Genomic DNA, 13,773 nt, shown 5'->3' on the forward strand with positions numbered 1-13,773 from the left:
ATAATACAAAAGTAAAATCGTTAGCTTTAATCTTTGCTACAATCCACAAAAAACATAACTACTAGTAGTTAGGTGATAATGAACCATAATAAATATATTGTAAGATTATCATTTATAATATTATTTCTTAATATTATAATCAATATGATGTTTTATCGTTATTTTATGATAAAAGAAATGATAGTAAAACAGGTAGCTTTAGAAAATACTAAAATTGTAGATCTTTACACTAGTAATATTTGGAATGCTCATCAGAATGTAATCAGTAAATTACATAAATTCGGTTATTTAAAGTTATTACAAGACCAAGAGTTTATTGATTTTGTAAAGATTACTGCTCAATGGTTTACTAATCTCAATATTAATATTTCTCTATACGACCTTAAAGGTAATAAATTCATCACTAGTAATATGTCAAATATGTATAGTGTAGAAAACTATAAAGATGATAGTTTGTTTGAGATAATTACTACAAAAATCGATAAATTTTTCTTAAAGTCCTTTACTTCGAAAACACCACTCCTAGATGCGTTTGAAGGTATTACAAGTCATCTATTATTACCAAAAGTAATAATAGAAAATGAAAGTGATTTAACAGAGGAAAAAGCTTCTTTTATCACTAGCTATATACCTATTATAGATAATAATTTAGATTTTCCTGTAGATGCAGTATTTGAAATTAATACTAATATCACTAACCAGTGGCAAAACATAATATCCCTTGAACAAAAAGTTTTTATAACTTTTATTATTATTTTTATAATATTTTGTACTATAATTATTAGCAATACTAATTATGCTAGACAAATTATTGAAGAACAGCTTGCAACAAATAGAAATTTAAAAGCTGAGATAGTAAAGATAGAAAAAACTAGCTCTTCAAATACAAAGTTTTTTACCAATATTAGTCATGAGTTACGTACGCCTCTTAATGCTATAATAGGTTTTTCAGAGATCCTTATGTCAGAAAAAGATGCAGAAAAAAGCAAAAATTATATTAAAGATATAAATGATGCCGGTAAACATTTACTTAGCATGATTAATGATATTTTAGATCTTTCTAAAGCTTTTGCTGATAAATTAAAAGTAGATAGTATAGATCTTGACTTAAATAAATTAATTAGTTCTTCGCTTATACTTATTAAAACTCGTGCTGATCAAGCCGGAGTAACTTTAATTAATAAATTACCGAAAAAGCATATTGTTATAAAAGCTGATCCAAAAAGACTAAAACAAGTATTTTTAAATCTTTTATCAAATGCTGTAAAATTTACAAATTCTGGAGGAAGTGTTACAATTACTATTGAAAAAGATGAATTAGCAAAATTAGTATATATAAAAGTTATAGATACAGGTATCGGTATTGAGGAAAAAGATATCCCTAAAACTTTATCAACATTTGGTCAAATTGATAGTGAGCTTAGTCGGAAATATGAGGGTACAGGGCTTGGTTTACCACTGACTAAAAAGTTGGTTGAACTTATGAACGGTAAATTTGATTTGCAAAGCAAAATAAATGAAGGTACGACCGTAACAATAACTTTTGCATATGATGGTAGTATTGAAATATAAAAAATAAAAACGCCAATCTTTATTCAAGTTGCTAATTATAAAATAATTAAAAACTCATGTTAAAAAATATATGGAATATTAAAAATTTTTCTGTATTATAAAGCACATATTATACTAATAAAAAATATATGAGATTAATTATTATATTTTTTACTGTTTTTTTACTTCCTTTACTAATATTAGGGGAAAGTGATTTTATAAAAGAGAAGCATTTACAATATGTAGCAAATGATGATTTTGAAAGTAGGCTAGATGAGCAGGAGCAGGAAATCAGAAGATTAATAGGTAAGATTGAAGTTTTACAGCATAAAATTGATATGTTAACGCAAAACTCAAACATTCTGCAGCAAGAAGAATATACTAAAGTTTCAGAAGATAATATTTCGGAAAGCCAAGACATTTTTGATATAGCTTTATTAAAAGATATGTTTGATACTGTTCCGCAAAAAACTACCACGATTAATAAGGACATGGCTCCGGATAAACAAGCTTATGATTTAGCTCTTGCTACTTATAAAGATAATAATCTTACTGAAGCAAAAGATAAATTTAAGAATTTCATCCAAAAATATCCTAATAGTGCACTAATTAGTAATGCTTATTTTTGGTATGGTGAATGCTTTTTTAAGCAAAAAAATTATAATCAGGCAGCAATTAACTATTTAAAAGGTTATAAAAAATCGCCAAAAGGAGCAAAATCTTCTGATGGGTTATTAAAGTTAACACTTTCGCTAGGTGAATTAAAAAAAACTCAAGAAGCATGTAATATGCTTGCTAAGTTTGATAAAGAGTTTCCTAATAATAGCACAGCTGCATCTAAGAAAATGGCTGAGGATGCCAAAATTAAGTTTGGCTGTAAAAATAAATAAAAATAATAAGCATGACTGATATTTTAGATGAAGTACTGAATGATCAAAATGAAGAGAAAAGGTTAATTTTTTTTAAAAAGCTTTTACCTATAGTAATAATTATTTCTATAATAGCTATTACTATAATGGTTGTTATTAATAATAATAAAGATAAAGAAATTAAAAATAATCAAAAAAATGGAGATATTTTTGTTAAAGCTATTAGTTTAGAAACAACCAAAGGTAATAAAGCATTACCTTTTAATACTTTAGAGAATTTAGTTAACACTAGTGATACTAGAATAAAGGAAATTGCTGCATTAGAGCAAGTAGCTATAAAAATTTCAGAAAAAAAATATTCAGAGGCTAAAAATTTGCTCAGCAAAATTATTGAAAATAAAGAATATTCTGAAATTGCTACTTCTTATGCCCGTATTTCATGGTGTGCCATTGTCATTGATGATCAAGACCTAGATGTTCAAGATAGAGAAAGATTAACAAAATATTTAAACTATTTTGGTGAGCAGACAAAACCTTTTTGGGCTACGGCAACTATTATAAAAGGTATTTGGGATATTAAGAATAATATGCATGCCCAAGCAGAGAAAAATCTAAGAAATTTATTAATTTCAAATCATGTATCAGATTTATTAAAAGATCAAGCTAAAGCATTGCTTGTAAATTTAAATAAATCTAATTTATAATATAAATTTAGGGTAAGTGCAAAGGACAAATATGACAAAAAAAATAGCAATTCTGTTATTACCATTCGTTTTAATTTCATGTAGTGAGCTTGGACCTAAAAGGATCAAAAGTATTGTTGAATTGACTTCTAAATTATCAATACAAACTAATGAGCCGATGTATTTAGATTCTAGTGCAAATATATATGCATTTAATCCAAATATGCTCAAAAATAAACAATATAGCTTTACTAAAAATAAAATAATTACTGAACCGGTTTTTGTAGATAATATAATTTATACATTAGATATTAGATCAAATATTTCAGCCTTTTCCATAGAGAAAAATAAGATTATTTGGTCTTATAATTTAAGTAGATACGAAAAAGATAATTATATAGGTGGCGGAGTTTTATATTATAACGGAAAGTTATACGTAACATATGGTTCAAGATTATTAGTAGTGCTAGATGCAAAATCAGGTTATGAAATAATTAGAAAAAAGCTTCCTGATATTATTAGAATTAAGCCTGTTATACTAAATAATAGTACTGTCTTAGTACAAACTATTAGTAATCAAACAATTGCTTTAAGTGCAGAAACTTTAAAAACTGTGTGGGAGCATGAAGGTCTTGCAGAGGTTTTATCATCTAGTTATTTTATGACGCCGATAGTACATCATGATAATGTAATAGTAGCTTATAATTCTGGACAAGTACTTGCCTTAAATATAAAAAACGGTGAGGTGAAATGGAGTTTTGAGTTTGCAAATCTTAGTGATCACATAGCTATACCCAATTTTGACGAATCAAGTATTTTATGTGCACCTGTTTATGATAATATGAATTTATATATAGCGACTGGTCTTGGTAAGCTTATTAAGCTCAATGCATCAACTGGTAGTATTATTTGGCAAGTAAATGCTGAGGATATTCAATCAATGTCCTTAATAGGTAATAGTCTATTCGTGACAAATAACGCAAGGCAAATTGCAGCATTTAATCTTGAAACAGGGCAAGTAAAATTTGTAGCTGATTTAAATAATAGTAAAGATCCCAAAAAATTTAAGGCTACTACTTTCCTAACACCTTTTATTGGAGAAGATAATAATGGTAATCGAAGTTTAAATGTTATTTCTGTAAATGGTGTTTTATATAGTTTTGATATAGCTAATAATAGCAATGATCTAAGTATGGTGCCGCATATTGTCAAAATTATTAATAATATTCGTTATTATGGCTTAAACATAAATAATTATCTATATTTTTCTACGGATAGAAAAATAATATTTGGAAATAAATCAGTTAAATAAATTGTGTAATGATTATATTTAACTTGACAGGTAGCAGGTACTAATGCTATTAAGTATACTTCTTAAGTCTTTAATTTTAAATTCTAATTAAAAAGATAATATTGTGAAAACTTACTCGGCAAGGCCATCAGAAATTAAAAAAAAATGGTGGGTTATAGATGCAAAAAATGTTGTACTTGGAAGGTTAGCTAGCAGGGTTGCTAGTATGCTACGCGGTAAGCATAAGCCTAGCTTTACTCCTAATTTAGATTGTGGTGATAATGTAATTATAATAAATGCAGAGCATATAAAATTAACAGGTAGGAAAGCTAATCCTAAAGACGGAAAGATATATTACAAACACACAGGATTTCCTGGTGGTATTAAAGATACTACTGCAGGTAAAATATTAAGAGGTAAGCATCCTGAGAGAGTTATTAAAATGGCTGTAAAAAGAATGATTACAAGAAATACTTTAGGTGCTAAGCAAATTAGTAATTTATATGTTTATGCACGAAGTGAACATCCACATGCAGCACAACAACCTGTAGTTTATGATTTTGTAAGTCAAAATCCCAAAAATAAAAGGTAGTTATTTATGACAAAGTTAAAAATTAAAACAGAAAAGTTAGGAAAATCATTAACTAAAGAAGTGTTAAATTCTGAAGGACTGGTAGTTAAAACTGCTAAAGCAAAAATCAATACTTTAGGTAAGTTTTATGCTACTGGTAAGAGAAAAAATGCTATAGCCCGAGTATGGCTTAAAGCAGGAAAAGGAAAAATAGTTGTTAATAAAAAGAATGTAGAACAATATTTTCCTTCTGAAACTTATGTTAAAACCATTTTACAACCTTTTGTTTTAACAAAAACTATTGATCAGTATGATGTAGTTTGTACTGTTAAAGGTGGAGGAATTTCAGGGCAAAAAGGTGCTGTCTTACATGGAATTTCTAAAGCACTTAATAAATCTACCCCAGATTTTCGTACTATTTTGCGTAAAGGTGGTCTTTTAACGCGTGATTCTAGAGTAGTAGAACGTAAGAAATATGGACAACGTAAAGCACGTAAGAAGACACAATTTTCTAAACGTTAAGATGAAACTTAGTAATTTATTCTAATCTGGTAGTTGCAAAGATGAAATGTTTGTGATGTAATAATTTTTGCATAAAATGTTGTAGTGTGAGTAGGTTCCATAATTGAATTACAGGTAATATCAAGGTTTTACAAGTTATACAACAGCACTCTACTTTTGTGGGGTGACATAGAATACTCCTTAAAAGTTACATAATAATATTAGTATTTGTGGCATTGCATGGTTTTAAGCTATTGTATAATTATAATTCTCATATGCATGAGTGTATTTAGATTAATTTCTTTGGGCGGGGTAGCTCAGTTGGTTAGAGCGACGGAATCATAATCCGTATGTCGTGGGTTCAAGTCCCTCCCTCGCTACCGTCTATTATTCTTTCCAAGTAATTTGCTTCAAGCCATCTAGAATTTATTTGTATATCTCAAATAATAAATGAAGAATAGTTAAAAATGATGAGCCGAAAAAAGTATTTAAGGTTGATTATAGCAAGAATATGCTCATTAAGCAAAAAAAATGTATATCAGTAAATAGGAATATATCTACTTGGAAAAAAGAGATTACTAACTGCATTAGGACATCTTTATAAAAATATAAATTTTCTATTTTTAAAGAGCTATAGAAGTTTGCAAGCAAATAGGATAGCTGGTATCGCAAGCAAGAAGCTTATCATCTTGGTTTTACTATACTTGAGGGGCCACACAGTGTAGAGATATAAACTCATAAAATTAATATTTAATATTCTTAACAGAACGTAAAAATAGAAAATATACTTGTTTAATTAAAAAATTGGCAGCAAACGCTCTAATAAATAAGAGGTAAGAAAAAAGATTATAAATAAATTAGGTTTATATCAAAAGAATAATAAAAAATTAGAATCTATAACAAGTTACTGAATTAATAATTTAAATTCTTTTACTACAGCTTGATAGAGTTTCCGTTTGAAAGGAATTATAATAGATAAGAGCTCATCCAATGATGCCCATCGCCATTGATCAAACTCCGGATTAGATGTATTTATATTAATATCTTCGTTATTTCCAGTAAATCTAATTAGGAACCAGCGTTGTTTTTGCCCACGGAAATTACCATCCCACAATTTAGGTATTAAAAAGCTTGGTACATCATAACTGTACCAGCATTTGCTTTCAGCAATAATATATCCCTTATCGCTTCCTATTTCTTCTAGCATTTCACGCATTGCTGCAATACTTGGAGTTTCGCCTGGGACTATTCCTCCTTGTGGCATTTGCCATGCAGATATTTTTGTATCTATTCTTTTACCGACAAATATCTTATTATCAGCATTTAATATCATCATACCAACACCTGGTCTATATGGTAAATCAAGATGTTTTTTAGAAAAATCCTGCATTATGTTTTTACTTTTAAAATCAACATTGTTTTACAACTTTATTTTTACCGGTTGTTTTAGCCTCATACATAGCTTTGTCAGCACGTTCAATGAAAGACTCTATTGATTCTTCTTTTTTATATTCTGTAACTCCAATTGAAATAGTTTTTTTTAAAGGTTGGATTTGATCTTCAATGTGAAAATCCATACATTCTATTTTAATTCTAATTCTCTCTGCAGTTTCAATTGCTTTAGAAATATCTATATCGGTTAAGAGTATAGTAAACTCTTCACCACCAAATCTTGCTATTAAATCTGTTACTCTAAAGGAGTTTTTCAAAATACGAGCTACAGCTGTTAAAATTTTATCGCCTGCTTGATGACCGTAAGTATCATTTACATGTTTAAAATTATCGATATCACACATAAGTAAGTATAATTTAATACCTTCTTTATTAGCTTTTGAAATCATTTGTTTGATATGTATATCGAAATAGCGACGATTAAATAAACCAGTTAAGCCATCTTTAGCTGCTAAGTTAACACTTTGCTCAAGATCATTGCGTAAATTATCTTGATATTGCTTACGTCTTAATTGTGTTCTAATTCTAGCAAGTAATTCGCTTTCTTCTATAGGATAAACAAAATAATCGTTAATACCAAGCTCGATACCTTTTACAATAAGAGGCATTCCATCTTCATCAATTTGTAAAATTAGTACTACACCGCTTATTTCTGCTTTACCTCTTAGGATAACACTAATTCTTAAAGGATCTTCATTTTCGAGTGTACTACTGACAATTACTAGATCTGGTGGATATTTATTTATAATATCTAATTCTTCAGAACTATTAATCACCTTTACGCTTGAGGTGATCTTAAGCAACATTTGCTTTATGTTTTTAGCTTGTACTACATCATCATTAATTAGTAATATTTTTTTATCTTCAAAAGTGTCATGCATTTCAATATTTGTTCCGCCTAGTAATGCATTAGTGCTATTACGAAGCTTTAATTCATCAATTAAGCTTTTCATTCTAGATAGTGATTTAAGCCTTACAAAAAGGGCAGTATCGTTAATTGGCTTTGTTAAAAATTCATCAGCTCCTGCTTCAAGTCCTTTGACTCGGTCATCAATATCAGAAAGTGCAGTTACCATTACAACTGGTATATGCATAGTCTTAGGATCAGTTTTAATTGTTTTACATACTTCAAACCCATCCATTTCCGGCATCATAACATCAAGTAGTATAGTATCAATTTTTTCATTTTTAAGAATTGCTAATGCTTCTTTGCCGTTACTTGCAGTAAAAACTGTATAATATTCTTTTGAAAGTTTTGCTGTTAATAACTTAACATTTGTTTCTATATCATCTACTACTAATATTGTGGTCATAAGATTAAATTCTTGTTTTTAAAGGAAATAATTTGTATACTTGTGCTTTATTTAAAGTTTAAGACGTATAATATATGAAAATTTTAGCAAATTCAATTAGAACAGGTAATATATTGTTTTATAATAATGATTTATGGGTTGTAAATAAAACACCGGAGCATACACAGCCAGGGAAAGGTGGCGCTTATGTACAAGTAGAGATGAAAAATTTAAAAACCGGTATAAAACGCAATGAAAGATTTAGTTCTTCAGATAACCTAGAAAAGGCAGAACTTGAACAAAAAGATTATCAATTTCTATATTTTGAGGATAATAATTTGGTGTTAATGGATACTAAGAATTATGATCAGATAACTATTGATAAAGAAATTTTAGGAGAAAAGCTACCTTTTTTAACTGATAATATGTTAGTTAAAGTAGAATTTTACAATGAAACTCCTTTAAATATTGAGCTTCCTACAACTGTTATACTTGAAATTAATGAAACAGATCCGGTAATAAAAGGAGCAACTGCCACTGCTTCTTATAAGCCAGCAATTCTAACAAATGGTATTAAAGTTATGGTACCACAGTATTTAGTAGTCGGAGAAAAAATTGTTGTTAAAACAGATGATTCTACATATGTCGAAAGAGCAAGATAAGTTAATTATTAACATCAAAATCAAATGCAGCCTATAACTAACTTGTTAATTACTTCACTACGTAAATCTGTTAGATTTTTACATAGAGATTTTTTAGAACTTGAAATGATACAAAAAAATCCTATCAGAAATGAAGAGTTTTGTAGAAAATCTTATATAAAATTAAGAACCTTATTGCTCGATGAATTGCAGAAACATAGAGAATATTTATTTTTCCCTGAAGATCAATTTGATTTAAATAATAATTACGAAAGTATTTTTTTAGTTAATCCTATAGATAGTCCAAATAATTTTGCAAGAACCATACCTTTTTTTGCGATATCCGTGACTTATTTAAAGAGAAATCAAGGAGTTTTAACGTCTACTTCTACAGTAATATACTTTCCTGCTCTTAATGAAATTTATTATGCTGAAAAAGGTAAGGGAGCTTGGGTAGAAAAAAATAATTTAAACTATAATCATCAAGGATTAAGACTTAGAGTTTCTGATAATTCTAATTTAAAACACTATTTAGCAATTATTGAAGATTTAAATCATAATAATTTTCACGAGGTAAATAATATTAGATCTTTTGGCTCGCCTTGTTATGCAGTTACGCTTGTAGCTTCAGGTAAAGCAGATTTAATATGTTTATCATTATTAAATTTTACATTATATTATGCATTTGAACTTCTTATTCAGGAGGCAGGAGGTATAATTATAGATTCTAGAGATAAATTTATATGTTCAAATCGCTATATTGCTAAGCAACTTAAAAAATATTAAACAAGAAATTATTTTAGATTTGCTTTTTATTGTTAGAATATAATATTATTAATATAATTATTATTTATAAGGCTATGACATATTATAAAGAGTTCGAATTTGATTGTGATTTTGGAGGGCAAAGAGCTAAGTTTAAGTTTTATATAGGTACACCTCAGGAAGGGCACCATCCATTGCAATTTCAAGCAAAATGGTTAGCTGATGAAAGAGGCGGTACTATTCCTGATGAAGTTATGAAAGCAATAGGAGAGCTAAGTAGCCTTGCAAAAAAAAATGGTGTTCAACTTGCGGATTTATGTGTATATGCTCTTGGTTCTGCTCAAGAAGCTCAAGCTATGCCTCAGGAAGAGGATGAGAAGCAAGATAATAAATCACAGTAAGCATAGATATAATACTTTAAAATATAATGAGGAATTATAGAGATTAAAATGAAACAATATAACGATTTATTTAAAATTATTCACCGTGAAGGGTATATATTTATTGCTAGTTTTACTTTAGTAAGTTTTTTATTAGCATCATTTAACGAAAAACTTGGCTGTATTGGGTTTATTGTTACTGCCTGGTGTATTTATTTTTTTCGTAATCCAGATCGATATGTTCCTATAGATAATGATTTAGTAATAAGTCCTGCAGATGGAGTAATCCAGGAAATTAAGGAAGCATTTCCGCCGTCAGAGTTAGGGCTTAGTGATACAGAAATGATTAGAGTTAGTATTTTTCTAAATATTTTTAATGTGCATGTTAATAGAATTCCTGCAAACGGAAAAATTTTAGCACTCCACTATAATCCTGGAAAGTTTTTTAATGCTTCACTTGATAAAGCTAGTATTTATAATGAGCGTCAATCGGTGTTAATGGAAACTAATCAAGGAAAAAAAATTGTTTTTGTTCAAATAGCTGGATTAATAGCAAGGCGTATAGTTTGTGATTTAGAAGAAGGTAATGAAGTTAAAGCAGGTGAGCGGTATGGTATAATTCGTTTTGGCAGTAGGGTAGATATTTATCTACCGTTGAAAACAGCTTTATTAGTGAGTAAAGGACAGACTGCTATAGGTGGCGAAACTATCATTGCCGATTTTGGACGTAAAAAAGTGGCAGAATTTAAGTTTGCAAGGAAGTAGTTGTATGCCATTCTCACATCATATTGTGCAGATGGTAATGGTACTATGGCCTACAAGCTTGTATTGTATAGCTTTTGTGTTATTTCTGCGAAAGCATAAATTTAGTAGTGGTTATATAAAATTTATAATTTCTAAATTAAGATTATTGATTTAGGATTATTGCTTCTGTAAGAATAACATGGGAGTCATAAGGACAATGTTCTATTAAATATATATTATGAGTATTAAGATTGTTAAAAATTCATAAATCTATAATAACTAAGCCTGTACCAGTAATAAAATTAATTCCCAACTTTATTACGTTGCTTGGTCTCGTAACTGGTATGAGCTCCATAAAATTTGCTTTAGATAGCAGATGGGAGCTTGCCGTATACTGCATTATAGTAGCGGCAATTATTGATGGTATTGACGGTAGGATAGCAAGGATGCTAAATGCAACTAGCCCATTTGGTGCAGAGCTTGATTCATTATGTGATTTTGCTAATTTTGGTATAGCTCCTGCGTATTTGATATATTTATGGTCTTTCCAACAGTATGAGTATAAGGTATTTTCATCAGCAGTAATGCTATTATTTATAGTATGCATGGCACTCCGTCTTGCTCGCTTTAACGTTGGTATTTGTCAGCAAAAGCAAGATAAAAAACCAGAGTATTTTTTTACTGGTGTGCCTGCTCCTTGTGGGGCTTTAGTTGCTTTAACTCCAGTAATGATAGATTTTGAGATTAGTACTCTATTAAATATAAATATTCGTGCTCATACTCTAACAATTAACATATACTTGGCTATTATAGCTTTTCTACTTGCTAGTAGACTTCCTACAATCTCAACAAAAAATTTAAGTATTAAACCTGAATATTTATCATTAGCAATGATTTTATTCGCGATTGTTATTATAAATCTTATCATATATCCATGGTATTCGCTGCCATTAATTACGATTATATATGTTATTTCTATACCGTGTTGTTATTTTCTTAAACGCAAACTTAATGCCAATTAGTCATGCTAAGTGTATTACAACAAACTATTGAGAAATATAAACATCATCCATTTGCTAAATATATAATTATTGTAGTTACAATAATGTTTATTTATTGGGGATATAGGATATATGTTTGGGTAAATACGCAATCCACGGATAATGCATATATAGATGCAGATATTTCAAATGTTAGTGCTGAGGTTAGCGGTATTTTAACTAAATTGCTTGTTACTAATAATACTAGAGTTAATAAAGGTGATCTAATAGGTGAGATCGATGATAGAGATTATAAGGCAAAGCTTGCAGCACTCGAAGCATCTATTAATGGCTGTACAAAAAATATAGAAATTATAGATCAAAAAATCTTAATAGGACAAATTAGCTTAGAGCAAGCAACTGAAAAACTAGAACTTACTAAAACAAGCTTTGATATTATTTCAACAGATTTTACTAGGGTACAACAATTAAATAAGGCAAAATTTGCTAGTTCTAAAATATTAGATAATGCTAAAAATGCTTATCAAAAAGCAAAAACAGCTTATAAACAAGCACAATTAGATCTCAATATATCTAAACAAAATCTAGCTCTTTTAGAGCTAGAGAAATCTGCAGGAAAAGAAAAGCTTAAAGAACTAATGGAGAATAAAAAGATTATATTAAGAAGCTTACAAAGTACTAAACTCACTACTATGGTATCTGGCATACTCAGTAATAGTAGTTTAGAAGTTGGAAATTATATATTACCTGGAAGAACATTGTTCTCTGTAGTTCAAGATAATACTATGTATATTCAAGCTAATTTTAAGGAAACACAAATTAAGAAATTTAAGCCAGGTATGAAAGTAAAAATTGAATTTGATGCTTTGCCAAGAAAAGTAATTTACGGTAAAATTCGTAATATTGCTCCTGCTACAGGCTCTAAATTTAGCTTGATTCCGCCTGATAATGCTACTGGTAATTTTACTAAAATCATACAGCGTGTACCTGTTTTAATAGATTTTGAATATCCAGCTACCAATTTAGTTCCAGGCATGTCGGCGATCGTATCAATTAGAATAGATCAAAAGGTATAGCAATTATGCTATATTGTCAATGGTAGTGGTGCATTTACTTCTTTAGAATAGAATGCTTAAAATATGTTATCTTCACAATCAAAGAATATATTGTATTAAGGAATTGTGATGATTTGTTAATAGATAAATTATTAGATGTTGTTAATTATTCTACTAGAAGAGTCTTTCAAAAAAGTTATTACTAAATTTTTATTATCATGGTAATAAGGCAGAGACTAAATTATTAAAATATTTTTAATAATTTAAACAGCTAGTAGGTACCTCTAATATGCTATATGATTAGTAATATTTCAAACTGTATACATATTTGCAAAATAATAAGATTAGTATATCATATTTTTTATATAGGAAATAATTGGCTTACGTGGAGGTTAAAGATGCTTGATAAATATTATGCTAAGTTAGCAATACAAGGATTGCTCTCTAATTTACAAGCTATATAGACATCTTTTAACTTTTTATATACACAAATTATATTATTTATTTTTACTACTTTACTTGAGCTCTGATTTAGTTCTTTATTATAACTTTAGTACTAAATTTTGTAATTTTTTGAATTCTATACAAGTAATGTAATATTCTTTAAGTGTTTTATTTCTGATTATATTACAGCTCTTTGTACAACGATTTTACCTACCATATTAGAATATAATTTTGTTTTTATAGTACCTCTATCGATAATGCATGTAGCCCATTCTTAAATTCATTGACAAGTAAATTATTAATAGTACGGTGGTTTTCAATTAAGCTTTTACCTTGTAATAATTCTGCAGAAATCTTTATTTTAATATGACTTTCTATACCATCATAATGATTAACATGTTTATGACTTTCATCTATTATTTCATAAAAATGTGGTTTTAACACACTTAATTTTTTCTTTATCCTTTCTATACGACTCATATTTTTATTTTATTTATAGTAAAAATGTCTTAATATCCTTAAGTATATAATTT

The 13,773-nt window shown here is 28.5% G+C and carries 15 protein-coding genes and 1 tRNA gene; 13 read left to right on the forward strand and 3 right to left on the reverse strand.

The genetic code is table 11. The features are described from left to right. The first annotated feature begins 78 nt into the window (after nucleotides 1-78). The 7 genes from AC27F4_RS02520 to AC27F4_RS02550 all read left to right on the forward strand — a co-directional run bounded on the left by AC27F4_RS02520 (nucleotide 79) and on the right by AC27F4_RS02550 (nucleotide 5,846). Nucleotides 79-1,572, forward strand: coding sequence for a sensor histidine kinase (locus tag AC27F4_RS02520; protein ID WP_487061778.1), 1,494 nt, complete (start codon nucleotides 79-81; stop codon nucleotides 1,570-1,572). A 128-nt stretch (nucleotides 1,573-1,700) separates the two neighbouring features. Further along, nucleotides 1,701-2,441 carry a tol-pal system protein YbgF gene (ybgF, locus tag AC27F4_RS02525; protein ID WP_487061780.1) on the forward strand — a complete coding sequence of 247 codons (741 nt, stop codon included), beginning with the start codon at nucleotides 1,701-1,703 and terminating at the stop codon, nucleotides 2,439-2,441. 11 nt (nucleotides 2,442-2,452) lie between these two features. Next, a complete protein-coding gene (locus AC27F4_RS02530; RefSeq protein ID WP_487061782.1) occupies nucleotides 2,453-3,124 on the forward strand; it encodes a DUF2659 family protein in 672 nt (223 codons plus the stop codon). A 31-nt stretch (nucleotides 3,125-3,155) separates the two neighbouring features. Next, a complete protein-coding gene (locus AC27F4_RS02535; RefSeq protein WP_487061784.1) occupies nucleotides 3,156-4,415 on the forward strand; it encodes an outer membrane protein assembly factor BamB family protein in 1,260 nt (419 codons plus the stop codon). Nucleotides 4,416-4,518: 103 nt separating this feature from the next. Then, the gene (gene rplM / locus AC27F4_RS02540) at nucleotides 4,519-4,986 is read left to right on the forward strand and encodes a 50S ribosomal protein L13 (protein ID WP_487061786.1); all 468 of its coding nucleotides are present in this window, start codon (nucleotides 4,519-4,521) and stop codon (nucleotides 4,984-4,986) included. Between the two features lie 6 nt (nucleotides 4,987-4,992). Next, on the forward strand, nucleotides 4,993-5,487 hold the full coding sequence (gene rpsI, locus AC27F4_RS02545; RefSeq protein WP_487061788.1) for a 30S ribosomal protein S9: 495 nt from the start codon (nucleotides 4,993-4,995) through the stop codon (nucleotides 5,485-5,487). A 285-nt stretch (nucleotides 5,488-5,772) separates the two neighbouring features. Further along, a tRNA-Met gene (locus tag AC27F4_RS02550) sits at nucleotides 5,773-5,846 on the forward strand. A gap of 524 nt (nucleotides 5,847-6,370) precedes the next feature. Here the strand turns inward: AC27F4_RS02550 and AC27F4_RS02555 are convergent. After that, nucleotides 6,371-6,856, reverse strand: coding sequence for an RNA pyrophosphohydrolase (locus AC27F4_RS02555; RefSeq protein WP_487061790.1), 486 nt, complete (start codon nucleotides 6,854-6,856; stop codon nucleotides 6,371-6,373). 19 nt (nucleotides 6,857-6,875) lie between these two features. After that, nucleotides 6,876-8,231 (reverse strand): PleD family two-component system response regulator, encoded by a 1,356-nt coding sequence (locus tag AC27F4_RS02560; RefSeq protein WP_487061792.1) that lies wholly within the window; start codon nucleotides 8,229-8,231, stop codon nucleotides 6,876-6,878. Nucleotides 8,232-8,305: 74 nt separating this feature from the next. Between AC27F4_RS02560 and efp the strand changes: the two genes are divergently transcribed. From efp to AC27F4_RS02590, 6 genes are all read left to right on the forward strand, one after another. Next, on the forward strand, nucleotides 8,306-8,872 hold the full coding sequence (efp, locus tag AC27F4_RS02565; protein ID WP_487061794.1) for an elongation factor P: 567 nt from the start codon (nucleotides 8,306-8,308) through the stop codon (nucleotides 8,870-8,872). Between the two features lie 24 nt (nucleotides 8,873-8,896). Next, the gene (locus tag AC27F4_RS02570) at nucleotides 8,897-9,637 is read left to right on the forward strand and encodes an inositol monophosphatase family protein (protein WP_487061796.1); all 741 of its coding nucleotides are present in this window, start codon (nucleotides 8,897-8,899) and stop codon (nucleotides 9,635-9,637) included. A gap of 74 nt (nucleotides 9,638-9,711) precedes the next feature. Further along, nucleotides 9,712-10,017, forward strand: coding sequence for a DUF2610 domain-containing protein (locus AC27F4_RS02575; RefSeq protein WP_487061798.1), 306 nt, complete (start codon nucleotides 9,712-9,714; stop codon nucleotides 10,015-10,017). 48 nt (nucleotides 10,018-10,065) lie between these two features. After that, on the forward strand, nucleotides 10,066-10,761 hold the full coding sequence (locus AC27F4_RS02580) for a phosphatidylserine decarboxylase (protein ID WP_487061800.1): 696 nt from the start codon (nucleotides 10,066-10,068) through the stop codon (nucleotides 10,759-10,761). A gap of 230 nt (nucleotides 10,762-10,991) precedes the next feature. Continuing rightward, on the forward strand, nucleotides 10,992-11,762 hold the full coding sequence (gene pssA, locus AC27F4_RS02585) for a CDP-diacylglycerol--serine O-phosphatidyltransferase (RefSeq protein ID WP_487061802.1): 771 nt from the start codon (nucleotides 10,992-10,994) through the stop codon (nucleotides 11,760-11,762). A gap of 2 nt (nucleotides 11,763-11,764) precedes the next feature. Continuing rightward, on the forward strand, nucleotides 11,765-12,817 hold the full coding sequence (locus tag AC27F4_RS02590) for an HlyD family secretion protein (RefSeq protein WP_487061804.1): 1,053 nt from the start codon (nucleotides 11,765-11,767) through the stop codon (nucleotides 12,815-12,817). Nucleotides 12,818-13,477: 660 nt separating this feature from the next. Here the strand turns inward: AC27F4_RS02590 and AC27F4_RS02595 are convergent. Further along, on the reverse strand, nucleotides 13,478-13,720 hold the full coding sequence (locus AC27F4_RS02595; RefSeq protein ID WP_487061806.1) for a BolA family protein: 243 nt from the start codon (nucleotides 13,718-13,720) through the stop codon (nucleotides 13,478-13,480). Nucleotides 13,721-13,773 lie beyond the last annotated feature (53 nt).

Source organism: Candidatus Rickettsia mendelii (assembly GCF_057543435.1).

Coding starts and splice junctions, on each gene's coding strand:
- AC27F4_RS02590 (WP_487061804.1), top strand. CDS start 11,765: ATGCTAAGTGTATTACAACAAACTATTGAGAAATATAAACATCATCCA.
- AC27F4_RS02575 (WP_487061798.1), top strand. CDS start 9,712: ATGACATATTATAAAGAGTTCGAATTTGATTGTGATTTTGGAGGGCAA.
- AC27F4_RS02555 (WP_487061790.1), bottom strand. CDS start 6,856: ATGCAGGATTTTTCTAAAAAACATCTTGATTTACCATATAGACCAGGT.
- AC27F4_RS02535 (WP_487061784.1), top strand. CDS start 3,156: ATGACAAAAAAAATAGCAATTCTGTTATTACCATTCGTTTTAATTTCA.
- rpsI (WP_487061788.1), top strand. CDS start 4,993: ATGACAAAGTTAAAAATTAAAACAGAAAAGTTAGGAAAATCATTAACT.
- AC27F4_RS02595 (WP_487061806.1), bottom strand. CDS start 13,720: ATGAGTCGTATAGAAAGGATAAAGAAAAAATTAAGTGTGTTAAAACCA.
- efp (WP_487061794.1), top strand. CDS start 8,306: ATGAAAATTTTAGCAAATTCAATTAGAACAGGTAATATATTGTTTTAT.
- AC27F4_RS02580 (WP_487061800.1), top strand. CDS start 10,066: ATGAAACAATATAACGATTTATTTAAAATTATTCACCGTGAAGGGTAT.
- AC27F4_RS02570 (WP_487061796.1), top strand. CDS start 8,897: ATGCAGCCTATAACTAACTTGTTAATTACTTCACTACGTAAATCTGTT.
- AC27F4_RS02530 (WP_487061782.1), top strand. CDS start 2,453: ATGACTGATATTTTAGATGAAGTACTGAATGATCAAAATGAAGAGAAA.
- AC27F4_RS02560 (WP_487061792.1), bottom strand. CDS start 8,231: ATGACCACAATATTAGTAGTAGATGATATAGAAACAAATGTTAAGTTA.
- ybgF (WP_487061780.1), top strand. CDS start 1,701: ATGAGATTAATTATTATATTTTTTACTGTTTTTTTACTTCCTTTACTA.
- AC27F4_RS02520 (WP_487061778.1), top strand. CDS start 79: ATGAACCATAATAAATATATTGTAAGATTATCATTTATAATATTATTT.